The organism is Maribellus comscasis, assembly GCF_009762775.1.
Taxonomy (GTDB): domain Bacteria; phylum Bacteroidota; class Bacteroidia; order Bacteroidales; family Prolixibacteraceae; genus Draconibacterium; species Draconibacterium comscasis.
In genome coordinates, this window is record NZ_CP046401.1 from 4,873,332 (window position 1) to 4,899,311 (window position 25,980).

The following is a 25,980-nucleotide window of genomic DNA, read 5'->3' on the forward strand; positions in this document are numbered from 1 at the left end:
CTTATTGTTTTCGTTTTCTTCTTTTCTTTCTCTTTATTCTTCGGATAAATTCTTCCTCTTCCGGATTCTCTCCACGGTTGTCGACTGCCAGTAATCCAACTAAATTCTCCAGCGTTGAATCGGGCGTGAAAGTGGATTGAGGTGGTACAAATTCCGGTGCTTTCTCCTGCTTCGCATGTGGCTCATTTCCATTGAATTTTTCATGGAATACATTGGCAGAAAAATCTTTTCCCAGACGAGAACCATTAAAAACAAACTTTTGCCGGTGGTCGATAAACGTTACACCATAAATGCGTCCTGATTCGTTTTCGCGAAACAAAACTGAAATCTGGTTTTTCAGAAGTTGTTTTTCAAAATCTTTTCGGTTGCTACATGTATTTAGTGTTTTTGAAATAATTGCCTTTGGTCTTTCTTTGAGGTTTTTGGTTTTAATGGCCACTTTTGATTTTTCAATCCGTTTTTGAATTGCATCACTCCCCGTTTGTTTTCCGAACTTTGAAGATTTGATGGGTGTTCCGTAAACGTCTCCCTTATTGTTTAAAGCAGCATAAACAAGCCCTTTATACAATTTCCCGCGGTGTTCTCCTTTTACTTCTGCAACATGAACATTATAAATGGCAAGCAAAGCCTTGTACTCATTAAATGATTGAAAATGCCACGACCGAGCTACAGGCCGCACAACATTGGCAATTTGTTGTTTGATATTGCCTTTCTTTGGCTCAACCGCTTTTAATGAATATCCCGCTGCTTTTTGTTTTTCATCGGCAGGTATCAATCCGTACTTTCGTTCCAATTCCCGGCAAATCCGCATGGACAAACGGTGCTGAAAATTGTCGCGAATCATTTTCCCGGTTTCATCCACCTTGACTGAAACAATGTGGATGTGATGACGGTCGATGTCTTCATGTTTGTAAACCACAAAGGGCTGATTCCCGTAACCCAGTTTTTGCATGTACTCTTCCGCGATTTGGGCAAATTGCTCATCATTCAACTTATCTTTCGGGTCAGGATTTAATGAAATATGGATAACCGGATTTTCCGTTCTGTTGTTGGCCAGCAAATAAGGTTCAAACGATTGCGTACAAATCCCAATACTAAATTTTCCATTCATCGGTTCAACCATATTGCTGGTGAAAAGGACCTTTGCAACGCCAGCTTTCATTTTATGTTGGTTGTAAGCCAGGGCGCTGTACAACGAACTTCCTGAACTTATTTTTGCAACCATTGCTCCTCAAATTCGCGGGTTAAATCCATCACCTGTTTATTGATTGCAACCAGTTCCAGTGTGGCTTTTTCCAGTTGATTCAAAAATACCAGGGCTTTTCGCTCCGAAAAATTGTTCTTGATGGCTTTGGTTACCTGATTATAATTCACCCCTATTGCCCGAAATTGCCCATACAAATTAGTCAGACGCATATAAAAATCCATTGTTCCTTTGTCAATTTTTACCACTTTCACCGGCTTTTCAAATACGCAGGCTGTTATAAAATTGGCTTTTACTTTCATTCCCGATGCTTCAAACAGCGATAGAAACCGGGCATTTTCTTTATCATTCAGGTTAAATGAGTGGCGGTGGATGCATGGGTTTGCTTTTCGCTTTCGTCCACCTTTGTGTTTTTTCATGTTTTCCTTTTTCATTGACATTTGTTTTTGTGGCTTTACTCGTTTGCAAAATGCTTAGTAAAAATCATCGACTTCGGAGTATGATTTTCCCCGACAGGGCAAGTGGTTTTCAGGTACTGAAAATGTTTTGAGGACCTCAAAACACAACTTGCCGTGTGCCATTGCACACCGTTTTAGCGTTGATAAATTTTAATGCTTGTCGTCCAATCATTTTAGCTCATTTTTCATTTGGTAAATTTTCCAGGAGTCAAAGATATAGGGAGTCTTTCGATTCATTGTCAGGATGAGAAACGCCAAAAGCAGACAGTTAAAGCCAAACAATTCCAGCCACCGTTCCAAACAGATTTTCGATAGGTTTTATCCGTTCATTTGTGGGTATGAATAAGTGATTAAAGAAATGAAGAAACGAACAATAAAAGAATGATTCAAACGAAAGATTAACGCATTAATTATCATTTCAAATGAAGAAGCAAAGGTTTCATTATCCTATGGTTCAGTTGTTTCACACAACCAATAATTAAAGCTTGGTTTCCCCGAGCGTTTAAACGCTGAAATGATTAAACAAATAAACGTTTCAACATTTCAACGTTTCAACAGGAAATTATTTGAATAATCAGGTATTCAAATGAATCGTGAGTAAAATAATGATTTGAAAAGATAAACGATTAAACATTTAGTTCATTAACCAATAAAATAAATAACATGGAAAAGGAAACATTATTTATTGCTTTCAGCACCCAAAAAGGAGGTGTGGGCAAAACCGCTTTTACCGTTTTAATGGCGAGTTATCTGCATTATGTAAAGGAATTGGAAACTGCGGTTGTGGATTGCGACTACCCGCAACACAGTATTGTAGAAATGCGTCAGCGCGATATGGAGCAGGTGATGAAGGATAATTATTATAAGAAAATGGCTTATAACCAGTTTACCACCCTGAAACGTAAAGCCTACCCGGTTGAAAAGAGTTTACCAGAAGATGCTATTAAAACAGCAGAGACATTGATCGAAAATGCAACCAAGCAGCCCGACATTATTTTTTTCGATCTTCCGGGAACACTCAACAGTAAAGGTGTGGTAAAAACTCTGGCTGGTATGGATTATATTTTCTCCCCGGTAAGTGCAGATAGAGTGGTTCTGGAAAGTACCCTGAAATTTGCCACCATGCTCAACGAAAACCTTGTGAGTGTAGGGAAAGGTAACATTAAAGGCTTGCATCTTATCTGGAATATGGTAGACGGACGGGAGAAAAACGAGCTCTACGAAGTTTATGAAAATGTGATTGGCGAACTCGGACTGAATATCCTGAAAACATTTGTTCCAGATTCGAAACGTTTCCGGCGCGAACTTACATCCGGGCATAAACCGGTTTTTCGCTCAACACTGTTTCCTGCCCACAATACATTATTAAAGGGCAGTAACCTCGATTTATTGGCAAAGGAGATTCTGCAAACGATTAAACAATAAAGTCATGGTGCGAAAGAAAATTAATCCGGAAGAAATAGACGAAGATTTTTTAATCTCAACGATACAAAACGAGAAGCGGGCTTCTGAACATAAGGAGATAAAAGCGGTTCATAAGCAATCACCTCAAATAAACAAATCTTCATCAGAATATCTGTCGCTGTTTGTAAGGCAATCCGACAATAAAGCACGTTTTGGTAAAAATGTCCCCATTCGGCAGGAATACCACGAACGCATACAAAAAATTGTGCGTGTTATTGGAAATGATGAAGTGTCGATTTTCAATTATATCGATAATGTATTGAGGCAACATTTTGAGGATTTCCAGAAGGAGATCGTTAAACTTTACAATGAAAAAAACAAGGACATTTTTTAATTCACATACTTATGGTCATGGTTGAAACTATTGCTCTTGCAGCAACTATTTTGATGGTTATTTTTCTTTTGAAACAATGGACAAAAACGGAAGGTGCCACCGGTGAAAAAGAAAAAGTCATTAAGAATTTCAAACCGGAATGTATTGTTGGTAAAAGCAACTTTGTTTTAAGTTCTGATAAGAATACATTTCCCGAATCCGGTTCTTCCGGTAAAATGGACATTGAAGTACCACTGGAATACGAACCGGATATAAATGCAATTGAAGAACAGGAAGAAATGGAACATCTCGGTCTTTCCTCCGAAATTTCTTCTGACATTACGTTTGAAGAAATGATGGAGGTGGTTAACGAAGTGGAAAGTGTGAAACCTCAAAATCCGACCAAAACAGGAAAGTTGCTCTATGAAAATGACAACACGGAATGGGTAGAACAGATGGCCTCTACTTCTCCGGATCATCAAAAACGAATTGTGGCCTTGATTGATTTGCATTTGGGAAAGTTGGGGCAAAATGAAGGTGAACAAGTGTCGAGTGATGATATGGAAGGGTTTGATATTGGGGAGTTTGTGGGATAGGTGCAAATAGTAATTGAGATTAAGTTATTTAACGAAATAGTATTATTTTTAAAGATGAAAACTAAAGATCTCAGTTCCGACACACCTGACTATGAAAATAAAGATATTCTATTCCTGGCAGTCCTCAACCAATACAAAGTTTAATAGGAACTTTATTAGGACCTGTATAGATAAAACGGTTAAAAAGCTTAAACGAAAAGAACAATTTCTCAAGATTGATTTTGAAGTATTAGACGGCGTCAGAGGTGAACCTGGATCACCGTCTGTTGCATCAAAGATAACTGATGACCGCATACCCAGTTGTGATATTTTCATTGCAGATTTATCTGTAATAAACCATATTTCAAAGGGGAAGAAGATAGTTCGTAGGCTGATTGGAGATAAATTCAAACCATTTCAGAATAACAATGTAATTAATGAACATGGTGTTGCGTTAAATGCTATTGGCAAAGAAAGGATTATTGGGGTTTTAAATAGTGTATATGGCTCTCCTAATAAAAATCCAGATAATATTCCTTTTGATTTACGCCATTTAAGTTTTCCGATTGAATATTCTTACTCTGCAAAAACACGGAGTAAAGAAAATGAACAAAATCTGTTAGTTAGCAAACTCAGTTCAGCACTGAAACAAACTATTATACATGCAATTAAACATCAAAAAGATAAATACAGGCCTTTTTGTGTTTGGAGAGATTGGGAGGCGCAGATTAATACATCTCAGAAATTTCATCAAAATGATATTGTTAAAGTTACGATCAACCAAATTCAAGAGGGTGTAAAAAACACAAAACAGAGTATCCGATTAATCGGCTTATCCGGTTTGGGAAAAACGAGGATATTATTGGAAGCTTTCAGAGCAACTGAAGAAGCAGAAAAATCAGGTATGTTAAGTGAAAGAGTTCTTTATCTTAATTGCAACCTCTATTCCTCACTTGATTACCAGACACTTTTTTCAAAAATTACCTCAGAAGAAAACGACAGGATAGTAGTTTTGGATAATTGTTCTCGAAGATTGCATCGAGAGCTATTACATTTTGTCCAAAACGAAAATAATTCAATTTCACTTATTACAATTGATTCTAATCCTGAAGAGATAGATCAAGACAAAATTAATGGTGTCAATTATATCATTATACGAAAAGATGATCTTTCAAGTATTGTGGAAAATATCTTACAGGAAGATTCCGCAATTCTTGGAGACGAAAACATAGAAAGAATCAAAGAATTTTCCCAAGGAATACCATTGATGGCTGTTTTAATTAGTGACAGTATTAAAAACGGAGAAAAATTTGTTGGGAAACTTGATGATAAAGAATTACTCGATAAGTTATTAGGTGAAAAAGGTAATGATAAGAAATGTCGAACTATTTTAAAGTCATGTTCCATTTTTAGTTATTTCGGATTCGAAGCAGAGCTAAACCCTCAAATAAAATTTATTGCAACCAATAAAAATATAACAAGTTTAGATGGAGACGACCAAGTATTAATAAATGATTTTTATGAAGTATGTAATTTCTATCTAAAAAGAGAGATTTTCGAAAGAAAAGGTAGGTTCATTGGGATGCGACCATTTCCTTTAGCTATGTCACTAACCCAAGAATGGTTAGAACCATGCACATCAGAGCGACTGCTTAATGTAATAGTAAACATTGCACAGCTGGAAGAGCCACACAGAAAAAATCTCTCAGAAGCCATTGCCGAACAAATGAAATACCTCGGTTATAATGAGAAAGCGATATTGATAGTTGATGAAATAGTGGGGCCAAACAGCCCTTTCGATAATGCGGAAGTTTTAAACACAGAACTGGGTTCACGCCTCTTCCGCTCATTCGTTGAAGTGAATCCGGTTGCTGTATTAAAAAATTTGGTTCGTGTTTTCTCTCCAATGACAAAAGATGAATTGCTTAAGGTAGATGCAGGAAGGAGAAATCTCGTTTGGGTGTTAGAGAAACTATGCTTTGATAAAAGAACATTTTCGGATGGCGCTAAGATTCTTTATTCTTTTGCAGTTGCTGAAAATGAAACGTGGTCTAATAATGCCACTGGCCAATTTTTACAACTTTTTAAAATTATTTTAGCAGGAACAGAAGCAAATCTTAAGCAACGTTGGGAGGTAATTAGCTGGGGATTGAATTTAAATGATTCCGATTATTTTGAACTGGCAGTAAAAGCACTGAAATCAGGACTGGACTATGGCCATTTCGGCAGGATGGGAGGTTCTGAAAAACAGGGAAGTAGAATGTTACAAGACCACTACCCAAACAATAAAGAAGTAAGAAAATACTGGACTAACATTTTAGAAACATTAACTTCTATTATTAAAGATAATGGAAAATACTCTGGTTTGGCAAGCGAGTCAATTAACAATAGTATTAGGCCGTTATGTAACGCCAGGTTTGCTTCCGTTTTGCTCCCGTTCATAGAGGAAATAATTAAACACAAAAATAATGATTGGGATGAAGGTTTAAAAGGATTGAAATTTGCTCGGAAATTTGAAAAAGGACTACTAACGAAAGAAGAACTTGATAAAATTGATGGAATGATTAATCTATTAACGAAGAAGGACTTTCAAACCAGATTTAATAATATCTCCGATTCACCATATTTAGATGATTCCGAACCGTATTCAAGCGAAAAAATTATAGAAACCGTTGTTAACTTAGCAGAAGAATTTATTTCAACTGGTTTATCCTGGAAAACTAACTTTCCTATCTTTTATTCAGGGAGGCAGATTTACACATACCATTTCGGGAGAAAAATATATGAACTTATTCAGGAAAAGAAGAGTAAGGTGGATGAATTCATAAATTTATCTCTGGAAACCATAGAAACAATTGAAAAAGAGAACAGAGATGTTAGTATTTTAGTTGGATTTATTGCTAAAGCAGAGGAAGTTGAGAAAGAAATTTTTTATATAAATCTTTCCCAAAATTCCAAACTAAACTACTTGCTCTTTCATTTCTTGTCCATTGACAAAAAAGGAAAGCGGTATTATCCAATGCTTTTTAGTTTAGTCGACGAGGGGAAGTGTGAATTGCAGAATTTTTCTACTTTTTCCTACAGTAATTCACTCAAGCATTGTAATAAAGAAGAAATAATAGAGTTCTCGAAGATCCTTTTGTCATATGGAGAAGAAGGCTACCTGCTTGTATTTGACATTTTATATAGTTTATCCTATAACGAGAAAGAATTACAGACATCGCTAATTCCTTTATTTAAAGAATGTATTTATAAGCTTGGAATTAATAAAAAAGCAATTCGTCAATTAGATACTTTTCGTTGGGCACAGACAATAAGTTCAATATTAGAATCCTCAAAAGAGTTTGAATTGGCTCAATTTATTAACAACTCTATAATAAATTCAATCACATGGGATAATTACTATCATTTAGATCATGATATCCAGAAAATATATTCGGTTTTAATGATTCACCATTTTAAAAAAATTTGGAATGATCTTTCAAAAGCTTTATTATCAGAAGGCGATGATTACGTGAAATTTTATGGACTTAAACAGATACTTGGCTCACACATTGGAGATGTAACTCGACCTGTAGGCATTTTATTTGAAGGTGACATAGATTCTATATTTGAATGGTGCAAAGATAAATCACCAAAAGCTCCTGCTAGACTTGCTGAACTCGTGCCTATTTATGATGGGAATAACAATGAATACAGTACTTGGCATCCATTAGCAAAGAAACTAATAGATAATTATGGAGATATTGAGGAAGTTCTGAGCAACTTGAGTGCGAACATGGGCACATACTCTTGGGTAGGTTCTGTCGTCCCTTTAATAGAGGCACAAAAAGAATTGTTTGAATCTCTTACAAATCATGATATTTCACAAGTGGCCGAATGGGCGAAACGTAATCTGGAATATGCAGTTATCAGAATTAAGGATGAAAAGAATAGGGATGAAGAAATGTATTTGTAGCTAATTTTAGATAAGAGCATTAAAAACACAATTTAATAGCAATATAACGCATTTGATAGGTAATAATATAAGAATCAAAACGAAGGAGTAAGCCTATTTCTACGCCAAACACAGCCACACACTTCCACATACACCCTATTTTATTTTTCAGTGATGTAAGCCTTTACATTTGGTTCGAGGCAGGAAAAACCTGCCCAAGTAGTAACCAAATTCTGAAAAATATGAAGGAAAAAGAGTACGGGTAAGGCCAGGTTCAATTCGCGCGATTTTATCCAATCACCAAGAGAGAATCCAGTAAAAAATGAGTAAAACCGCTTCTTCGATTTTTATGTCGGGGAAGCACAAAAACAAATCATCATGGCAAAAATCAATTCAATAAAATTCAAATTAACCCTGTTCTTTTCATTCTGGGTAATGGCATTGTTCGCCCAGGGCGATGGTTCTGCTGGTATCGCGGAGGCGACCAATATGGTCACTTCGTATTTCGATCCGGCTACCAAACTAATCTACGCCATTGGAGCCATCGTTGGCCTAATCGGCGGCGTAAAAGTGTATTCCAAATTTTCAAGTGGCGACCCGGATACCGGGAAAACGGCAGCCGCCTGGTTTGGCGCCTGTATATTTCTGATTGTTGCTGCTACCATTCTGCGTTCATTCTTCCTGTAAAAAACATGGCAGAATATTTCATTAATAAAGGGGTGAACAAACCGGCAGAATTTAAAGGGCTGCAAAGCCAGTACCTTTTCATTTTTGCGGGCGGGTTGCTGGGAACATTTGTGATTTTTATCGTCATGTATCTGGCCGGAATCAACCAGTGGATTTGCATTTTCACCGGGTTGGTTCTGGCCTTTGTTGTGGTATGGCTAACCTTTTTGCTCAACCGGAAATTTGGCCGTTTTGGTTTGATGAAGCACCAGGCAACCCGGACTTTTCCCCGCCGGATTATCAACCGGAGAAGTATTCCCGGATTATTTTCAAACCAAAGAAAGGAGGCAAAATGAGAAGTATTTTAAAAACAGCTACGCTTGAAAGCAAGTTCCCACTGTTGTCGGTTGAACAGGGGTGTATTATCAGCAAAGATGCGGATATTACCGTTGTTTTTCGGGTGGAACTGCCGGAATTGTTCACCGTAACTTCGGAAGAATATGAGGCCATACATTCCGTCTGGAATAAGGCGATTAAAGTGTTGCCTGATTATTCCATCGTTCACAAACAAGACTGGTACATCAAAGAAAATTATCAGCCGGAACAGCCGAGAGAGGATGCAAGTTTTCTGAGTTCTTCTTTTGAACGCCATTTTAACGAGCGTCCGTATTTGAGCCAAACCTGCTACCTGTTTCTTACCAAGACAACCAAAGAGCGAAGTAAACACCAAAGTACCTTTAGTTCACTGGCCAGGGGAACTCTTGTACCCAAAGAAATTAAAAATAAGGAAACCGTCCTGCGGTTTGTGGAAGCAGTGAACCAGTTTGAGCAAATCATTAACGACAGTGATTTTGTCCGGCTCACCCGCCTGACAACCGAGCAAATTACCGGTACCGAAAAGGAACCGGGAGTCTTTGAAAAGTATTTCTCGCTTTCACAGAAACAAACCACCAGCTTGCAGGACATTACAATAAACCCGGGAGAAATGAAAATAGGAGATAATTCCCTGGTGCTTCATACGCTTTCGGATTTGGATAATCTGCCGACAAAGGTAGCAACCGAAAGCCGGTACGAAAAACTTTCCACCGACCGCAGCAGTTGCCTCCTTTCATTCGCTTCGCCGGTTGGTTTGTTGTTGACGTGCAACCACATTTACAACCAGTACATTTTTATCGACGACCATTCGGCCAATCTCGCCCGATTTGAAAAGATGGCCCGCAACATGTACTCACTTTCGAGATACAGCCGCGCCAACCAGATTAACAAACAATGGCTGGACGAATACCTGAACGAAGCACACAGCAAAGGGCTGATTTCTGTAAGGGCGCATTTTAATGTGCTGACGTGGAGCGACAAGCCGGAGGAGTTTCGGCAAATGAAAAATGATACCGGTTCGCAAATTGCGCTGATGGGATGCAAGCCCCGTTACAATACGGTTGATGTGCCTACACTTTTTTGGGCAGGCATCCCCGGCAATGCAGCTGACTTCCCTTCAGAAGAATCGTTTTATACATTCAGTGAACAGGCGTTGTGCTTTTTTACCGGCGAAACAAATTACCGGAGTTCTTTATCGCCGGTAGGGATTAAAATGGTTGACCGGCTCACCGGAAAACCATTACAGCTCGATATTTCCGATTTGCCCATGAAAAAAGGAATAATCACCAACCGTAACAAGTTTATTCTCGGCCCTTCGGGAAGCGGAAAATCCTTTTTTACCAACCACATGGTACGGCAATATTATGAGCAGGGAACACATGTACTTTTGGTGGATACCGGAAACAGTTACAAAGGATTGTGTGATTTAATTCATTATAAAACAAGGGGCGAAGACGGGGTCTATTTTACCTATACCGAGGACAACCCGATTGCGTTTAACCCATTCTATACCGACGACGGTGTGTTTGACATTGAAAAACGGGAGAGCATCAAAACGCTTATCCTAACCCTCTGGAAAAATGAGGAGGAAGCGCCGACACGCTCGGAGGAAGTAGCTTTATCGAATGCGGTGAATCAATATATCGAAAGGTTGAAATCGGATGGTTTGATGGCTCCGTCTTTTAATACATTTTACGAGTTTGTCCGGGATGAATATGCAGAAACGATTCGTGCCAAAAAGGTTCGCGAAAAGGATTTTGACATTGCCAATCTCCTAAACGTACTCGAACCGTTCTACAGGGGCGGTGAATATGATTACCTGCTGAACTCGGAAAAACAAATGGACCTGCTGAACAAGCGCTTTATTGTTTTCGAGCTGGATAATATCAAAGACCACAAAGTCTTGTTTCCTGTTGTGACAATCATTATCATGGAGGCCTTCATCAATAAAATGAGACGGTTAAAAGGCATTCGAAAGATGATATTAATTGAAGAAGCATGGAAAGCGATTGCCAGGGAAGGAATGGCGGAATACATCAAATACCTGTTTAAAACCGTTCGGAAATTTTTTGGCGAAGCTGTTGTTGTTACGCAGGAAGTGGATGATATTATCGCTTCTGAAATCGTGAAAGAAAGTGTCATCAACAATTCCGATTGTAAAATTCTGCTCGACCAGCGCAAGTATATGAACAAATTTGATTCTATACAGGAATTGCTTGGACTTACTGAAAAAGAAAAATCGCAGATTCTTTCCATTAACCTTGCCAACCATCCCCAACGAAAATACAAAGAGGTTTGGATTGGACTTGGCGGTGTACAGTCTGCAGTTTATGCAACCGAAGTTTCTTTGGAGGAGTATTACACGTATACCACTGAAGAAACAGAGAAACTGGAACTCGTCGGGCTGACCGAGCAACTGAACGGAAACATTGAACAGGCTATCAAACAACTGGCCTCTATCAAGCGAGATGCTTAATCATTCAATTTTAAAATCTAGTACCATGAAGATAAGATTAATTATAGCCGGGCTGTTTCTTATGCTTGGCACCGCTAACCTTCGGGCGCAATTTATTGTGTCTGATCCGATAAACACAGCAACGAGTATCACCAACTCTGTAAACGAAATTGTACAAACATCGAGCACGGTTTCCAATGTGATTAAAAACTTTCAGGAAGTTAGAAAAGTGTATGAACAAGGGAAAAAATATTACGATGCTTTGAAAGCTGTTAACGACATGGTGAAAGATGCCCGGAAAGTTCAGGAGACCATTTTAATGGTGGGTGAAATTGCCGATATCTACATCAATTCTTATCAACTGATGTTACAAGACGAAAACTTCACACTGGAGGAACTGGGGGCAATTGCATTTGGCTACGGCAAACTTCTACAAGAAAGTAGTAACCTCCTGAAAGATCTGAAAGGGATTGTCAATGCCAGTTCCCTTTCCATGACCGACAAAGATCGAATGGATATTATTGACGGAACTTATGTCGCCGTTCAGCGTTACCGGAACCTGGTGCGTTATTATACCAATAAAAACCTTTCGGTTTCCTATCTGAGGGCACAAAAAAAGGGTGAAACGGAACGGATGCTGGCATTATATGGAAATGCTGATGAAAGGTACTGGTAATGGATTTTGATAACCTTCATCAAATCCTCCGCAGTCTTTATGTGGATATGATGCCTTTATCCAATAATATGACGGGGGTAGCAAAAGGGATAGCCGGACTTGGGGCATTGATATACGTGGCTGCGCGTGTATGGCAGTCGCTTGCCCGAACCGAGCCCATTGATGTTTATCCGCTTTTGCGCCCCTTTGCCATTGGCTTCTGCATCATGTTTTTTCCCTCATTTGTCCTGGGGACAATCAACATGGTACTGAGCCCCGTTGTAAAAGGAACCAACCAGATGCTGGAATCACAGACATTCGATATGGAAAAATACCGGGTTTTAAAAGACCAACTGGAAATTGAATCTATGAAACGAAACCCGGAAACAGCCTTTCTGGTAAGCGATGAGGAGTTCGACCGCCAGTTGGATGAGCTGGGCTGGAGTCCTTCCGATTTAGCGACCATGTCGGGTATGTATATAGAACGTAGCCTGTACAACCTGAAAAAGAATATCCGTGATTTTTTCAGGGAGGTTCTGGAAATCCTTTTCCAGGCAGCGGCTTTGGTGATTGATACCATTCGTACTTTCTTTCTGGTTGTGCTTTCTATTCTGGGGCCAATCGCTTTTGCCATAAGTATCTACGATGGGTTCCAATCTACCATGACACAATGGTTCTCCAGGTATATTTCGGTGTATCTCTGGCTCCCGGTTTCCGATTTGTTTAGTTCAATCCTTGCACGGATTCAGGTGCTGATGCTGCAGGTGGATATTGACAAGCTGCAAGCTGATGCAACATATTCGGTTGAGGCTTCCAATGGGGTATATATTGTTTTTATGATTATCGGTATCGTCGGATACTTCACCATCCCAACCGTTGCCGGATGGATCATCATGGCAGGTGGCATGGGCAACTACGGAAAAAATGTTTCCTCATCAGCAAGTAAAGCCGGGGCATTGGCGGCAGGTGTAGCCGGAGCAACAGCAGGAAATATGGCTGGAAAATTATTGAAGAAGTAGAAGCCCCTCCTAACCTTCCGCCAACTGGCGGAGAGGAGAAAGAATAAGAATTTAAAAATAGAAAGTTATGGAATTTAAATCATTAAAAAATATTGAAACGAGTTTCAGGCAGATTCGGTTTTTCGGGATTGTATTTGTTATACTTTGTGCAGGTATTACCGGATATTCAATTTTCAGCGCCTTACAGTTTGCCGAAAAACAGCGGCAGAAAATCTATGTATTGGACAAAGGAAAATCATTAATACTTGCCCTTTCACAGGATTTATCTCAGAACAGGCCGGTGGAAGCGCGGGAACATATCCGGCGTTTTCACGAGTTGTTTTTTACCCTCTCGCCGGATAAAAACGCCATTGAATCCAACATCAACCGGGCAATGTTTCTGGCAGGCAAAAGCGCTTATAACTACTATAAAGATTTAGTTGAAAAGGGATATTTCAACCGCATTATTTCCGGGAATGTAAACCAGACACTTCTGGTGGACAGTGTGGTGGTGGACTTCAGGAACTACCCTTATCGTGCCTCAACCTATGCCCGGCAGGTTATCATCCGCGAAAGTAACATTACGGAACGGAGCCTGGTTACTTCCTGCAAACTGATTAATTCGGTACGAAGTGACAACAATCCACATGGATTTGCTATTGAGAATTTCACGGTAAAAGAAAACAAGGATATACAAACCATAAACCGTTAGCTATGAAACATAAAATCAGTATGTTCAGGCGGATGCTGGATGATACCCTTCGAAAAACATGTGAAAAAATCCCTCAAAATAAACGCAAAGTGGTTGTACTTGGATTGTGCTTTCTTTTTGTTGCTGTTTTTTCTTTTATGCTATGGGATTCTTTTCTTAATCAGGGGGTACAAAAAATGCTTGAAATAGAACATATTAAACCTCTTGACTTACCAAAGGACAGCTTAATTCATAAACTTAAAGATGTATTTCATGAACAAAAACAATAAAACTTTACTGAAACCAAAGCAGAAACAACGGCTGAAAAAAGTTGCAGTTTTTGTATTGATGTTCGCGGTATTTGGCGTGAGTCTCTGGCTCATTTTTAAGCCATCAGAAAAAAGCAAAAAAAACAACGGAGCAACCGGACTGAACACAGAACTGCCCATGCCCCGCGAAAGTAACCTTATAAAAGACAAAATCAGCGCCTTTGAACAAGAGAAGCTTTTTGAAAAAAAACCGATTCGTTCACTGGAACAGTTTTCAGCAATGGTTGGAAAGGACGAACCAGCAAAATTTGATTTGTCGGTACCAGACAAGGATGCTGAGCAATCTTCATCAAATGGAAAATTCTCAGGTTCAAAACAACCTGAAAGGGCGATTAAACAATCCGCTTCAGCTTACAAAGGGATTAATAGAACTCTCAATAATTTCTATGAAAGTCCCGGCAAAGATTCTGAAACCGAAAAGCTGAAAAAGGAAATTGAGGAGCTAAAAAATCAGATAGCTGAGAAAGAAGAACCTAACAATGTGGATGAACAACTAAGGTTAATGGAAAAGTCGTACCAACTGGCTTCCAAATACATGCCGGAATCTACCGGGCAGGTTTCTGCTACTGAAGTTTCCAAGACCGAAACTCCTCAGCCGGCAGAAAAGGTGAAACAACCGGTTCCACCAAAACCTGTCAGAACAATTTCAGATAAAACCGTTTCTACATTGGAACAAAATATCCCTGATTCTGCTTTTATTGAACAAGTCTCGCAGCCTCGAAATTATTCCTTTATCACAGCAGGAAACAAAAATATTGAAAAAGACCGGAACACTATTCGGGCATGTGTAAACAACACTCAAACGTTGCTCAACGGGCAAAACGTAAAACTTCGGTTGCTTGAACCGATAGAAACCGGTGGTTTCGAGCTTCCAAAGAATTCTCTTATTACAGGAGTTGCACAGATTCAGGGGGAAAGGTTACATGTATTTGTCCTTTCGATTGAACACAACGGGAATATTATACCGGTACAACTGACAACCTATGACATTGATGGGCAAAAAGGCTTATTTATTCCAGGCTCCGTAGAAACAACCGCCTTAAAAGAAATCTCGGCTTCCATGGGCAGAGATGCCGGAACAAGTATAAGTATTACACAGGGTACAACTGCCGGGCAGCAACTGGCAGCCGATGTTGGAAGGAGTTTTATTCAGGGAGCATCTCAGTACGTTTCAAAAAAGTTGCGGACAACCAAAGTAACCCTGAAAGCCGGGCATCGTTTGTTGTTAATGCCTTCCAATTAAAATCAAATTGTTCAACTCAAAATTCATCAAAATGAAACAGATAATTTTCATCCTATTGTATCTATCAACCTTCTCCCTTTTTGCACAAAACGATTACACAAAAGTTATCCCTAAAAACAACGTTATACCATCTTATTATTTGGAAGTAACATACGACAAAACGGTACACCTGATTTTTCCATCGGGGATTTCGTATATCGATTTGGGTTCCTCCAATATCATCGCCGGAAAAGCAGAGAGCGCTGAAAATGTAGTTCGGGTAAAAGCTGCCGTAAAAGATTTTACTGGGGAAACCAACTTTTCCGTGATTACCGATGAGGGCAGTTTTTATTCATTTATTGTGAACTATTCATTGAACCCTGAAAAGCTGAATATTGAAATGAAGGATTTTCTTCATGATGGCAAGTTGGGCAACATGCCTGAAAATACCATGGAGGTATTTCTCTCTGAACTGGGAGATGAAGCGCCGCAGACCGTTCAAATGGCAATGGAGAAAATCTATAAAACAAACCGGAAGAAGATTAGACATGTAAAAAGTAACCAGTTTGGGATTAAGTTCCAACTCCGGGGAATTTTTAGCCAAAACGGTCTGTTGTTCTTCCATACCGAAGTTAAGAATACCTCTGATATACCATTTGATATTGATTTTCTTATTTTTAAAATTGTCGATAAAAAGGTGGTCAAAAGAACTGCTATCCAGGAAACCATCATAGAACCTGTACGTGCCCACAATTACCTGACCTCAGTAGAAGGTAAAGATGCAGAATCTACCGTTTTTGCATTTAAAAAATTTACTATTCCTGATAAAAAACAACTAATTATCGAACTGTTCGAAAAGAACGGTGGGAGGCATCAGCGTTTAGTAATCAAAAATAGGGATTTGGAGAAGGTGCGGACATTAGAAAAATTGGAATGATTCCTTTTTGTCTTTTATTGGAAGAAAAGCATGAAGGGCAGCTAATAGTTGCCTTTTTTTATTTTTTATACTCTATGATAAATTTTATCTTTCAAGTTCGGTAACAATCAAAAAATATCCACCATCATGTTTTTTCATGTCAAAATATTTCATTATTCTTTTTTCTCTTATTTCTGAGCCAATCTTGTGAGCAACTGACCATTCGTCAGAGCACGGATGAATTATCGGGTTAATCAATTTATTCAACTTTTCTTGTCGTTTTATCTCCCATCTCCATTTCGGTGGAACTTCATTTTGATAATCTTCTATATCCCATAATTCTATTAGCTCAATTTCATTCTTATAAGTATAAAAGTCCGCTATTCCCACCAAAATCCGATACAGATAAATTCTTGGCTCCTTAATTATTTCATCCGGGAAGTTTATGAACCCCATTCTTTTCCATATTTTCTCGGAACTGGCAGGAGCACAAAACAATTGAGCAACCAACGCACCTTTCTTAACGAACCAACTGAAACTCAGTTGTAGTAACTTTTTACAATATCCCTTCTTCCGCTCATTAGGTTTGACTTCGGCAATTTCGATATTAACAATGCGGTTATAATAGTAATAGGATAGAAACCCGATCGCAACATCATCCTTAACAATAACTATAAGTCTATTTTTTCGGTATGAATTTTCAATGGTATCTATTTGACAGAAAAAGCCTTCATTTGACGAATTGTCTTCTTCTTGTAGCCATTTTTTAATTTCTTCAAAATGTTGTTGGGTTGGATTGAACAACACTTTTAAATTCATAATTCACAAATTTGTATTGATTCAAAAATAATACAAATTCACTACTCTTAAACGATGTGACCAATTTTAAACTCCGGCTTTTTAACTTCTTTTTCTCCGCTCAGGCTCATGGAAAAAGAAGCAGGGCGAAAAGCCCTGCAATAAGTAATTTCGATACTTTTATTCTGAAATTTATTCATAAATTTTCAGAGGGTCAATAATCCAAAAAAAATAGTCAGGGATAAACCAATAACCAATATAATTCCAAGAATTACTACAATCATATTCTTTGCAAATTCAAGTAGGAACATTATACCCAAAAACGCAACCAAACACCACCAGAAACTTAAACCTGTAAGGTATGAAGTAATTGCAATAACTGCGAGTCCGAGTATCCACCTGACTGGAGAATTGTTCATTATTCTTTTCATATTGGGCACATTAAAGGATTGACAATTGTATTCATTTCCTCATTTTCCTGTAATTTACTGCATTCCGCCAGAAAAATCCACTCTCTCCGCAAGAAATTATATCATTTATTCCAATGAGGAACCCGAATGAATAGGCAAAAAGCACGCTAAAGAAAATATAACTATCTAAATTCCAGCAATCCAAACCAGATGATTTCATCACTTTGCTTTTTGATTAGTAAATTAATTCTCCCCCGTACCGAAAGGATATAATATCCTTATGAATGGTTTCAATCAGATTATACACGGCATCATCAGAAAGTCTTGAACCTTGCCAAAACACCCGGTTTTCAACCGAACTGCAAATTGAGCAACCTTTATCACGACTTACAATGACGTGTACCTGATTCTGAATAAAAAACTCAAAATCAGTTGAATATTCGACTTCTTTGATTTTTACAAATTTTTGCCTGATTACCGGGAAACTTCCACCTAAACCAATGCGGATTTTGGAGGCGAGTGAGTTTTGTTTTTCGTTACTCACATTTTCAAAACTGCTATTTCCATTTTTCTTTTTCATACTATTATCATTGAAAGTTATGCGTCTTTCCATCGGGTCGGTCGTTGTTGTTTTGGTGGCGTAAAAAGGTAGTGTTTTGGGGTGCAGGTTTTTGCGGAAAATACTATCCGACGAAGGAGGATGGAGATTTTCCACAAAACCGGAGGCTTGAACTTGCACGCCCTTAAAACACGGACTTACCTTTGCCATCGGAATAACAATGACCGGACGGGAAAGCATAATTTTCAATTTATATTTACAGAAAAAGAAGAATTTGTAAAAACGTGATTCGAAAAGTTTGGATCGCTTTTGTTTAAAAGCCTTTTAAGCATTTTCAAGATATTTTGTCAGGCGGCAAAACAAGTATAAATGCTGAACGAAACGGAGCGAGGTCTGTCCGAAGGCAGGGTGAGCACAGTGTAGTAAGGCAATTATTCTGGTGCGCGGTGCCGAAGGTTACTGAATGGAAGAAATGTTCCGAACGGGTTCGGAGAAATGCCTGGAATAAAGTTACCGAAGGTACTGGAACTATATTTGGAAACTGTTAAACGGCGCTGGCATAAGCAAGTGTAACGACTGAATGAGCGATTCAACCCGGCTTAGGGTGATTGAGCGAAATGTAGGAGTTGCTCTTGCGTGTGGTACCGGAAGCTCCTGAATGCAGGGAATGAGGAACGAATGACAGGAACGAAGGGGCTGGAGGTGCAGGAACATTAAACGAAATTTTTTCTGGCGTTGGCAAAGGGTAAATGTATCCCTGCAATGCAATGGAAGGGGTTCTTTTACCGTGGCGTGCACAAGGCTTTTCGACCGAACAGTTGAATTAGCAGCGGAATACTGCGAATTATGAGCAGCGGTGCTGATGAGGCTGTGAGGGAGAAGAGCCGGGGCACTGGACAATCATAACCAATTCATGTGTACTTTGTCCATTTTTTGTAGGTCTCTGCAATTCTATGAAAGGTTATTATTGCAATTTCTACAACTTAATTGTATTTTGCTGAACTGATGGATTATAGAAATATAAGTAAAGCGGCGATTTGCAATGAAAGTAAATATAGACAACAAACTCAAATCCAAAAACATCAAACCAACCGCCATGCGCGAATTGGTTTTACAGGTTTTGACCGAACAAAAAACAGCCATCAGCTTGCCCGAGTTAGAACAAAAATTTGAAAAAGCGGATAAAGCAACTTTATATCGAACGTTAAAAACATTTCAGGAAAACAAACTGCTTCATTCGATAGAAGATGGTTCCGGTTCTTTGAGATATGCGCTTTGTCAGGACAATTGCGAGTGCGACCCCGATGACCTGCATGTTCATTTCCTTTGCACAATATGTAACCAAACATTTTGTTTGAACGACATCCCTGTTCCAACAATAAACCTCCCCAATAACTTTTCACTCGAAAACGTGAACATGGTGGTGAAAGGCATTTGTTCAAATTGCAAGAGATAACTTTGCAACCCGGTTGCATGAACTTTGGGGTATCTTTGCCGTTGTAATTCAGAAAATACCGGAATTTTAAATGAAATATGTAGCAGTAATATTATCAATGTACGTAATGGTTTTAACAGCCATACCATGCAATGATGTACATGCTGCCAATACAAATTCTGTTTCTATTGAATTATCAGAACAAAGCCCGAATCAATCAAACGATGTTGATTTATGTTCTCCGTTTTGTTTTTGTCATTGTTGCCAAACACTTTCATTCCCTTTGTTTTTTAGTATTTCCTCTGTCAACTTAGTAGAAATTACTTTAGATTTTAAATTGAAAGAACCTGCGTTTTCAAGTCCTGTCGCATCTATCTGGCAACCACCCAAAATTTAATTCATTTCTTCTTTCTCAAAAACTGAGCATTAAGCTCATGTATCATTTCATAGACATGATATAATAGTTTTTCCATGATTAAACATATGGATTTTAGCTAATTAATCGAATACAATTAAAAATTTAAAGAAATCAAATGATAAATAGTATAATATCTTTTTCAATAAAGAATAAGGCACTTATCGGGCTGTTGACAATAGGTCTCATCATCGGGGGTATTTGGTCGATGACCAAAGTGCCTTTGGATGCCGTGCCCGACATTACCAACAACCAGGTGCAGGTAATTACCACCGCCCCCAACCTTGGCACCGAAGACATTGAGCAGTTTGTAACCTACCAGGTGGAACTTTCGGTGGCCAACCTGCCGGGGGTAATCGAAATACGTTCGGTTTCCCGGTTCGGGCTGTCAGTGGTAACCATCGTTTTCGAGGACAATATGGGAACCTACCTTCCGCGGCAATTGGTAAGCGAAGCGCAGGCCGAAATAAAGGAGAAAATCCCGGAGGGTTTTGCCGAGCCGTTTATGGCTCCAATCAGTACCGGTTTAGGTGAAATTTACCAGTACACGCTGGAAGTACAGCCCGGTTACGATACCGTGTATAACGACATGGAACTGCGCACCATGCAGGAATGGATTGTAAAACGCCAGATGGCAATGGTTCCCGGAGTGGTTGAAGTAAACTCCTTTGGAGGACGCGGCAAACAATACGAAATTTCCATTAACCCCGACAAGCTCCGAAGCATGAACCTGACCATGTCTGACGTTTTTGAGGCTTTGGAAGAGAACAATCAGAACACGGGAGGGGCATACATCGAAAAAAACTTTCAGGCCAACTTTATCCGTGGCGAAGGTTTGATGCGCTCGCTCGATGATATACGCAACACGCCGGTAGCCAATGTAAACGGGCAACCTGTTTTTATACGCGATGTGGCCGAAGTAAACTATGGCAGCTTTTTGCGCTACGGGGCTTTTACCAAAGATGGTAAAGGCGAAGCCGTAGGCGGAATTGTGATGATGCTGAAAGGAGAAAACTCAAACGAGGTAATCAAGGATGTAAAAGAACGCATGGCGTTAATCCAAAAGTCGTTGCCCGAAGGCGTTGAGATAAAGCCATTCCTCGACCGCAGCAAACTGATAAAAAGCACCACCTCCACAGTTGCCGAAAACCTGTCGATTGGGGCGCTGATTGTAATTTTTGTCCTGGTCATCTTTTTGGGCAATTTACGGGGCGGTTTACTGGTGGCATCGACCATACCGCTGGCTTTGCTGTTTGCTTTCATCATGATGAAAGTGTTTGGTGTATGGGTCAACCTGATGAGCCTCGGAGCCATCGACTTCGGAATACTGGTTGACGGGGCCGTAATCATCGTGGAAAGCATGATTTTTTACCTGCACCGGAACGAGTTTATCGGGAAAAAAATCGGCCTGCCCCGGCGAAATGAAATAGCCTACAATTCAGCCAGTAAAATGATGAACTCTGCATTTTTCGGTCAGCTTATTATCCTTATTGTCTTTATCCCGGTACTGGCATTGCAGGGCGTTGAAGGCAAAATGTTTAAGCCTATGGCCATGACCTTTGGGTTTGCCGTGTTGGGTGTTATGGTGCTGTGCCTTACTTACATACCCATGATGGCGGCGCTATTCCTGAGACCGCCTAAAACAGATAAAAAGACCTGGGGCGAGCGTTTTATAGAGAAACTCGAAAACCTTTACGAACCCGTAATTGGCTGGGCTTTGCACAAAGGAAGGCTTGTATTGGGAATTGCACTTATACTTTTAGTTTCGGGTGGTTTTCTTTTCTCACGTATGGGGGCCGAATTTATTCCTCAACTGGACGAAGGCGATTTTGCTTTCCAGGCTTTCCTGAAACCGGGAACATCATTATCGGAAGTGAAGGATGCATCTACCCGTCTTGAACAAATAGTACTGGAGAATTTTCCAGACGAAGTAGAGTCTGTTCAAAGCCGTATTGGAGTTGCTGATATTCCTATGGACCCAATGCCCATGGATATTGCTGATATATTTGTTATTCTTAAACCACAGGACAAATGGACAAAGGCCGAATCGAAACAGGAACTGATTGACAAGGTAAAGGAAAAGGTAAGTGTGTTGCCGGGTATTAACTACGAATTTACCCAGCCTATCGAAATGCGGTTCAACGAACTTTTAACTGGTATCAGGCAGGATGTGGCTATAAAATTATATGGCGATGACCTGGATATGCTGGCCGACAAAGCCGAAGAAATTTCAGGCTTAATCTCGGAAATTGAGGGTATTGAAGGAATAAGCGCTGAGAGAACCAGTGGATTGCCTCAAATAACCGTTAACTATAACCGCACCAAACTGGGACAGTACGGACTCAATATTAAAGACCTCAACACTGTGGTTGAAACAGCATTTAGCGGAGGTGTTGCCGGGGTAATTTACGAAGGCGAACGGATGTTCGACCTTGTTATACGCCTCGATGAAGAACACCGCCAAAGCATTGACGACCTTCGGAACCTGTTTGTAAACACACCCACCGGCAACCAGGTACCATTGAAAGAAGTAGCGGAAATCAGTTATCAGCCAGGCCCGATGCAAATAAGCCGCGACAATACCAACAGGCGCACGTATGTGGGCATTAACGTGGAAGGCAGGGACGTTAAATCGCTGGTGGAAGAAATACAGCAAACACTGGATGAAGAACTGGAATTGCCTTCGGGCTATTACATCCGCTACGGCGGCGCTTTTGAAAACCTCGAAAGGGCAACCCAACGGCTTTCACTTGTTGTGCCACTCGCTCTGGCATTGATATTTATGCTGGTTTTCTTTGCCACAAAATCGTTTAAACAAACCCTGATGATTTACATGGCCATCCCACTGGCAGCAGTGGGCGGAATACTTTCGCTTTACTTGCGGGGAATGCCGTTTAGTATTTCGGCAGGCGTAGGCTTTATCGTGCTGTTTGGTGTGGCAGTGTTAAACGGACTGGTATTAATAAGCGGTTTTAACGAGTTAAAAGAAGAGGGAAAACTTAGCCTGGGCGATATTATCAAAAAAGGTTCCATTCGCCGGGTACGCCCAATTTTCCTCACCGCTTCAACTGATATACTTGGTTTCCTGCCAATGGCCATTTCCACATCTGCCGGGGCGGAAGTGCAACGTCCGCTTGCAACTGTGGTTATTGGCGGAATGTTAACTTCCACGCTTCTAACGTTGGTTGTGTTGCCTGTCTTATATCGCATGGTCGAATCGGGCAAAACAAAACTGAAAGCGCCCAAACTCAATACCACGGTAATAATCCTGTTGTTTATCATCGGCGGGCTTGGAATTTCGGGCAGCCTGAAAGCACAGGAAAACAACGTTACCCTTGAGCAGGCTATTGAACGGGCTAAGGAAAATTATCCTTCCTTAAAAGCCGCTTCGCTCAATGTTGAAAAACAAAAGGCCCTGAAAGCCACAGCTTATGATTTGGGCAGCACCTCTATATACACCGGAAAGGAGGAGACCGGCAATGGTGAGGTGGGTATTCAAACCCAAATTGGATTGGCGCAATCGGAAATTGACCTGTTTGGCATACCTGCTAAAAACAAGCTGAATGAATCGCGCATCAACCTGGCCGAATCAAGACTTGAACTGACCGAAGATGAGTTGGTCAGAAACGTGAGCCTTGCATGGTACCGGGCATTGGTAGCCAAAAAGCAAACCCAATTGTACAACCGGCTCGACAGTGTTTATGCCGATTTCCTCAGGGCTGCCGGTTTGCGTTTCGAAACCCAGCAAACATCCAAAGTAGCTTATCTGGCAGCTTCTGCCAAATACCAGGAATTAATGGTTAACATGAAACAGGCAGAGAGCGAATACATGGCTTCGTTGCAACTGCTGAACCAGTACCTGATGTACCCCGATGGTGTTGAAATTGCCGATGCCGGGCAGGAATGGGATGAAACCATTCAAACTTCCTACCCGCTTGATTCGTTAAATGCCGTCCCTTTGCTTAATCTTTACAGGCAACAGTTGAATGTTACCGAAGCTGAGTGGAAAGCCGAAAAAGCAAATTTTCTGCCCAAACTCGATTTGGGGTATTCCCGGCAGTCGGTCGATGGCACCTCCGGTTATTATGGCTGGGAGGCAGGTATCTCCATTCCTTTGCTGTTCTTTTCCCAGTCGGGCAAAACAAAAGCCGCCCGTATTAATTACGAGATGACCGGGCAGCAATACAAGCAGCGGGCGCTCGAACTGAACGCTTCCTACAAAGAACTTTTAAGCCGGTACAGGGTGATGGGCGAGGTATTGGAATATTATAAAAATGAAGCGCTGCCACTTGCCGACGAGCAAATTGAAGCCGCCAACCTGGGTTACCGTTTGGGCAGCCTCGGTTATATCGAGTTTATCCAGAATACCGAATCAGCCATCAGAACAAGACAGGAATATTTGTCCCGGCTGGGTGAATATTTTGAAATTAAGGAACAATTGGAATACATTACAGGTCAATAATTTAAAAAACAGATACAATGAAATCAAAAATAATCATAGCACTTCTTGCAGTAGTTACACTCATGTCGTGCAACAACAACAAAAAAAACAGTGAAACCGGGGAACAGGAGGAACACGAGGGTCCCGAAGGCGTGGTATTTCTTAACCCACAGCAACGCGAAGCCCTGGATTTAGAACTGGGGACTTTCCAAATGCGAAACCTCACCACCATGGTAAAAACAAACGGTGAGATGCAGGTGCCGCCCGCAAGCTCGGCAGAAGTTACGGCAGTAATCGGGGGAAATGTGCGGGATATCAGAGTTTTCCATGGCGACATGGTGCGTAGGGGACAAACCCTCGCCATTCTCGAACACCCTGATTATATCAAACTACAGGAAGATTTTGCCGAATTAGCCAGCCGGCTCGAATACCTGGAAATGGAGTATGAACGCCAGAAAGAACTCTTCGAGAACAACGTAGGTGCAGGCAGGGAGTTCCAACAGGTAAAGTCGGAATATAATTCGGCCAAGGCAAAGTACCAGGGATTGAAAGCCCGCTTGCAACTCCTGCACCTCTCGCCCGAAAAAGTTAAAGAGGGAACGATTTCCAACAGCGTTCCCATTGTTTCACCCATCAACGGGTACGTGAATGAAATAAACGTGAAAATGGGTACCTATGCCGGGGCACAGGACATGCTATTTGAAATTACCGACAACAGCGAAATCCATGCTGATTTTATGGTGTATGAAAATGATGTGCATTTACTGGAAAAAGGACAAAAGGTACATTTTACCGCGGCCAATATTCCCGACAAGGAACTCACGGCAACGATTTTTGCCATCGGCCAGGAATTTGAAGCCAACGCCAGGGCCGTGCACGTGCATGCCAGGCTGGATGAATCCGTACCGGGCCTTATTCCGGGCATGTACATTTCAGGCCACATCCATACCGATGAAAATTATACCCGCACGCTGCCCAATGACGCCATTGTTTCCGAAGGAACCAAATCTTATATTTTCGTGCTGGATGAACAAGCCACCGAAGCGGAACACGGTCATGAGGAAAACCATGCTGGTGAAAGCGATGAAGAACACGGCGAACATTCCGGAGAAACGCAAGAAGGTGAAAACCATGAAGTAATGGCCTTCCGGATGGTGGAAGTAATAACCGGCTTACAGGATGAGGGATACACCGAAATAAAATTGCTCAATCCCCTGCCCGATGATACACAGATTGTAATGAACGCAGCTTACTACCTTTTGTCTGATTTGAAAAAAGACGAAGCAGGTGATGACGATTAATAAACTTTTAAAAAAGATTAGATATGAAAGAAATAAAAGCATTTATAAGGCCCAACAAAGTGAACGACATTGTTCACCATTTAAAAGATGCAGGGTTTGAGAACATGACCATTTCAATGGCTGAAGGAACAGGGAAATTTCAGGATGAAGAAGCTTTTGTATCGCAAAAGTTCTCAATAACCGATAGTGAAATAGCAAAGCTTGAACTTGTTGCAAAAAAAGAAAAAGTTGATGCTATTGTGAAAATAATCTGCGAGTATGGCTGTACACTAAATCCGGGCGATGGGTTTATCTATGTTTCTGATGTTGAAAAAGTGTACCGGGTGAAAACGGGATTAAAGAACGGCGAAGAATAACCGCCGG

General features: G+C 40.4%; 24 protein-coding genes. 18 read left to right on the forward strand and 6 right to left on the reverse strand.

Going from position 1 to position 25,980, the window contains the following annotated elements:
• Position 1: 1 nt before the first annotated feature.
• Complete coding sequence (gene mobB, locus GM418_RS19420) at positions 2 to 1,225, reverse strand: conjugal transfer protein MobB (RefSeq protein WP_158868899.1); 1,224 nt, start codon at positions 1,223 to 1,225, stop codon at positions 2 to 4.
• Positions 1,210 to 1,638 (reverse strand): conjugal transfer protein MobA, encoded by a 429-nt coding sequence (mobA, locus tag GM418_RS19425; protein WP_217447534.1) that lies wholly within the window; start codon positions 1,636 to 1,638, stop codon positions 1,210 to 1,212. Before mobA ends, mobB begins: the two co-directional genes overlap by 16 nt.
• A gap of 687 nt (positions 1,639 to 2,325) precedes the next feature.
• On the opposite strand from mobA, the gene GM418_RS19430 reads away from it, so the two are divergent.
• The 13 genes from GM418_RS19430 to traN all read left to right on the forward strand — a co-directional run bounded on the left by GM418_RS19430 (position 2,326) and on the right by traN (position 16,279).
• A complete protein-coding gene (locus GM418_RS19430) occupies positions 2,326 to 3,087 on the forward strand; it encodes a ParA family protein (RefSeq protein ID WP_158868901.1) in 762 nt (253 codons plus the stop codon).
• A 4-nt stretch (positions 3,088 to 3,091) separates the two neighbouring features.
• Positions 3,092 to 3,460, forward strand: a complete 369-nt coding sequence (locus GM418_RS19435; protein WP_158868902.1) for a DUF3408 domain-containing protein — start codon at positions 3,092 to 3,094, stop codon at positions 3,458 to 3,460.
• An 11-nt stretch (positions 3,461 to 3,471) separates the two neighbouring features.
• Positions 3,472 to 4,035 carry a hypothetical protein gene (locus GM418_RS19440; protein ID WP_158868903.1) on the forward strand — a complete coding sequence of 188 codons (564 nt, stop codon included), beginning with the start codon at positions 3,472 to 3,474 and terminating at the stop codon, positions 4,033 to 4,035.
• A 91-nt stretch (positions 4,036 to 4,126) separates the two neighbouring features.
• A complete protein-coding gene (locus GM418_RS19445; protein ID WP_158868904.1) occupies positions 4,127 to 7,972 on the forward strand; it encodes a hypothetical protein in 3,846 nt (1,281 codons plus the stop codon).
• Positions 7,973 to 8,329: 357 nt separating this feature from the next.
• Positions 8,330 to 8,638, forward strand: a complete 309-nt coding sequence (locus tag GM418_RS19450) for a DUF4134 domain-containing protein (RefSeq protein ID WP_158868905.1) — start codon at positions 8,330 to 8,332, stop codon at positions 8,636 to 8,638.
• Between the two features lie 5 nt (positions 8,639 to 8,643).
• Positions 8,644 to 8,973 carry a DUF4133 domain-containing protein gene (locus GM418_RS19455; RefSeq protein WP_158868906.1) on the forward strand — a complete coding sequence of 110 codons (330 nt, stop codon included), beginning with the start codon at positions 8,644 to 8,646 and terminating at the stop codon, positions 8,971 to 8,973.
• The gene (locus GM418_RS19460) at positions 8,970 to 11,468 is read left to right on the forward strand and encodes a TraG family conjugative transposon ATPase (protein ID WP_158868907.1); all 2,499 of its coding nucleotides are present in this window, start codon (positions 8,970 to 8,972) and stop codon (positions 11,466 to 11,468) included. The genes GM418_RS19455 and GM418_RS19460 overlap by 4 nt, the downstream gene beginning before the upstream one ends.
• A 25-nt stretch (positions 11,469 to 11,493) precedes the next feature.
• Entirely contained in the window at positions 11,494 to 12,123 is a 630-nt protein-coding gene (locus GM418_RS19465) for a DUF4141 domain-containing protein (RefSeq protein ID WP_158868908.1), read from the forward strand.
• The gene (traJ, locus tag GM418_RS19470) at positions 12,123 to 13,121 is read left to right on the forward strand and encodes a conjugative transposon protein TraJ (protein ID WP_158868909.1); all 999 of its coding nucleotides are present in this window, start codon (positions 12,123 to 12,125) and stop codon (positions 13,119 to 13,121) included. Before GM418_RS19465 ends, traJ begins: the two co-directional genes overlap by 1 nt.
• Before the next feature lie 67 nt (positions 13,122 to 13,188).
• Positions 13,189 to 13,812, forward strand: a complete 624-nt coding sequence (gene traK, locus GM418_RS19475; RefSeq protein ID WP_158868910.1) for a conjugative transposon protein TraK — start codon at positions 13,189 to 13,191, stop codon at positions 13,810 to 13,812.
• A gap of 2 nt (positions 13,813 to 13,814) precedes the next feature.
• Complete coding sequence (locus tag GM418_RS19480; protein WP_158868911.1) at positions 13,815 to 14,081, forward strand: TraL conjugative transposon family protein; 267 nt, start codon at positions 13,815 to 13,817, stop codon at positions 14,079 to 14,081.
• Positions 14,065 to 15,363 (forward strand): conjugative transposon protein TraM, encoded by a 1,299-nt coding sequence (traM, locus tag GM418_RS19485; protein ID WP_158868912.1) that lies wholly within the window; start codon positions 14,065 to 14,067, stop codon positions 15,361 to 15,363. The genes GM418_RS19480 and traM overlap by 17 nt, the downstream gene beginning before the upstream one ends.
• Before the next feature lie 31 nt (positions 15,364 to 15,394).
• Positions 15,395 to 16,279 (forward strand): conjugative transposon protein TraN, encoded by an 885-nt coding sequence (traN, locus tag GM418_RS19490; protein ID WP_158868913.1) that lies wholly within the window; start codon positions 15,395 to 15,397, stop codon positions 16,277 to 16,279.
• 84 nt (positions 16,280 to 16,363) lie between these two features.
• Here the strand turns inward: traN and GM418_RS19495 are convergent, their stop codons facing one another.
• The 4 genes from GM418_RS19495 to GM418_RS19505 form a co-directional block, all read right to left on the reverse strand.
• Complete coding sequence (locus tag GM418_RS19495; RefSeq protein ID WP_158868914.1) at positions 16,364 to 17,077, reverse strand: GNAT family N-acetyltransferase; 714 nt, start codon at positions 17,075 to 17,077, stop codon at positions 16,364 to 16,366.
• A gap of 47 nt (positions 17,078 to 17,124) precedes the next feature.
• Positions 17,125 to 17,256, reverse strand: coding sequence for a hypothetical protein (locus GM418_RS31895; RefSeq protein WP_281350172.1), 132 nt, complete (start codon positions 17,254 to 17,256; stop codon positions 17,125 to 17,127).
• A gap of 6 nt (positions 17,257 to 17,262) precedes the next feature.
• On the reverse strand, positions 17,263 to 17,487 hold the full coding sequence (locus tag GM418_RS19500) for a hypothetical protein (protein ID WP_158868915.1): 225 nt from the start codon (positions 17,485 to 17,487) through the stop codon (positions 17,263 to 17,265).
• A gap of 214 nt (positions 17,488 to 17,701) precedes the next feature.
• The gene (locus tag GM418_RS19505) at positions 17,702 to 18,265 is read right to left on the reverse strand and encodes a hypothetical protein (RefSeq protein WP_217447535.1); all 564 of its coding nucleotides are present in this window, start codon (positions 18,263 to 18,265) and stop codon (positions 17,702 to 17,704) included.
• 802 nt (positions 18,266 to 19,067) lie between these two features.
• On the opposite strand from GM418_RS19505, the gene GM418_RS19510 reads away from it, so the two are divergent.
• From GM418_RS19510 to GM418_RS19530, 5 genes are all read left to right on the forward strand, one after another.
• A complete protein-coding gene (locus GM418_RS19510; protein ID WP_158868917.1) occupies positions 19,068 to 19,481 on the forward strand; it encodes a Fur family transcriptional regulator in 414 nt (137 codons plus the stop codon).
• A gap of 70 nt (positions 19,482 to 19,551) precedes the next feature.
• On the forward strand, positions 19,552 to 19,857 hold the full coding sequence (locus GM418_RS32090; RefSeq protein WP_158868918.1) for a DUF6660 family protein: 306 nt from the start codon (positions 19,552 to 19,554) through the stop codon (positions 19,855 to 19,857).
• Between the two features lie 136 nt (positions 19,858 to 19,993).
• Positions 19,994 to 24,337, forward strand: coding sequence for a CusA/CzcA family heavy metal efflux RND transporter (locus GM418_RS19520; RefSeq protein ID WP_158868919.1), 4,344 nt, complete (start codon positions 19,994 to 19,996; stop codon positions 24,335 to 24,337).
• Between the two features lie 17 nt (positions 24,338 to 24,354).
• Positions 24,355 to 25,617 carry an efflux RND transporter periplasmic adaptor subunit gene (locus tag GM418_RS19525; protein ID WP_158868920.1) on the forward strand — a complete coding sequence of 421 codons (1,263 nt, stop codon included), beginning with the start codon at positions 24,355 to 24,357 and terminating at the stop codon, positions 25,615 to 25,617.
• Between the two features lie 23 nt (positions 25,618 to 25,640).
• A complete protein-coding gene (locus GM418_RS19530; RefSeq protein WP_158868921.1) occupies positions 25,641 to 25,973 on the forward strand; it encodes a P-II family nitrogen regulator in 333 nt (110 codons plus the stop codon).
• Positions 25,974 to 25,980: the final 7 nt, after the last annotated feature.

Bases quoted from the DNA above. Each gene is read 5' to 3' on its own strand.
- GM418_RS19510 (WP_158868917.1), top strand. From the start codon at position 19,068: ATGAAAGTAAATATAGACAACAAACTCAAATCCAAAAACATCAAACCA.
- GM418_RS19520 (WP_158868919.1), top strand. From the start codon at position 19,994: ATGATAAATAGTATAATATCTTTTTCAATAAAGAATAAGGCACTTATC.
- GM418_RS19525 (WP_158868920.1), top strand. From the start codon at position 24,355: ATGAAATCAAAAATAATCATAGCACTTCTTGCAGTAGTTACACTCATG.
- traM (WP_158868912.1), top strand. From the start codon at position 14,065: ATGAACAAAAACAATAAAACTTTACTGAAACCAAAGCAGAAACAACGG.
- GM418_RS19495 (WP_158868914.1), bottom strand. From the start codon at position 17,077: ATGAATTTAAAAGTGTTGTTCAATCCAACCCAACAACATTTTGAAGAA.
- GM418_RS19455 (WP_158868906.1), top strand. From the start codon at position 8,644: ATGGCAGAATATTTCATTAATAAAGGGGTGAACAAACCGGCAGAATTT.
- GM418_RS32090 (WP_158868918.1), top strand. From the start codon at position 19,552: ATGAAATATGTAGCAGTAATATTATCAATGTACGTAATGGTTTTAACA.
- traJ (WP_158868909.1), top strand. From the start codon at position 12,123: ATGGATTTTGATAACCTTCATCAAATCCTCCGCAGTCTTTATGTGGAT.
- GM418_RS19450 (WP_158868905.1), top strand. From the start codon at position 8,330: ATGGCAAAAATCAATTCAATAAAATTCAAATTAACCCTGTTCTTTTCA.
- GM418_RS19480 (WP_158868911.1), top strand. From the start codon at position 13,815: ATGAAACATAAAATCAGTATGTTCAGGCGGATGCTGGATGATACCCTT.
- GM418_RS19500 (WP_158868915.1), bottom strand. From the start codon at position 17,487: ATGAAAAGAATAATGAACAATTCTCCAGTCAGGTGGATACTCGGACTC.
- GM418_RS19445 (WP_158868904.1), top strand. From the start codon at position 4,127: ATGAAAATAAAGATATTCTATTCCTGGCAGTCCTCAACCAATACAAAG.
- GM418_RS19430 (WP_158868901.1), top strand. From the start codon at position 2,326: ATGGAAAAGGAAACATTATTTATTGCTTTCAGCACCCAAAAAGGAGGT.
- traK (WP_158868910.1), top strand. From the start codon at position 13,189: ATGGAATTTAAATCATTAAAAAATATTGAAACGAGTTTCAGGCAGATT.
- mobA (WP_217447534.1), bottom strand. From the start codon at position 1,638: ATGAAAAAGGAAAACATGAAAAAACACAAAGGTGGACGAAAGCGAAAA.
- GM418_RS19530 (WP_158868921.1), top strand. From the start codon at position 25,641: ATGAAAGAAATAAAAGCATTTATAAGGCCCAACAAAGTGAACGACATT.
- traN (WP_158868913.1), top strand. From the start codon at position 15,395: ATGAAACAGATAATTTTCATCCTATTGTATCTATCAACCTTCTCCCTT.
- GM418_RS19440 (WP_158868903.1), top strand. From the start codon at position 3,472: ATGGTCATGGTTGAAACTATTGCTCTTGCAGCAACTATTTTGATGGTT.
- GM418_RS19505 (WP_217447535.1), bottom strand. From the start codon at position 18,265: ATGCTTTCCCGTCCGGTCATTGTTATTCCGATGGCAAAGGTAAGTCCG.
- GM418_RS19435 (WP_158868902.1), top strand. From the start codon at position 3,092: ATGGTGCGAAAGAAAATTAATCCGGAAGAAATAGACGAAGATTTTTTA.
- GM418_RS19465 (WP_158868908.1), top strand. From the start codon at position 11,494: ATGAAGATAAGATTAATTATAGCCGGGCTGTTTCTTATGCTTGGCACC.
- GM418_RS31895 (WP_281350172.1), bottom strand. From the start codon at position 17,256: ATGAATAAATTTCAGAATAAAAGTATCGAAATTACTTATTGCAGGGCT.
- GM418_RS19460 (WP_158868907.1), top strand. From the start codon at position 8,970: ATGAGAAGTATTTTAAAAACAGCTACGCTTGAAAGCAAGTTCCCACTG.
- mobB (WP_158868899.1), bottom strand. From the start codon at position 1,225: ATGGTTGCAAAAATAAGTTCAGGAAGTTCGTTGTACAGCGCCCTGGCT.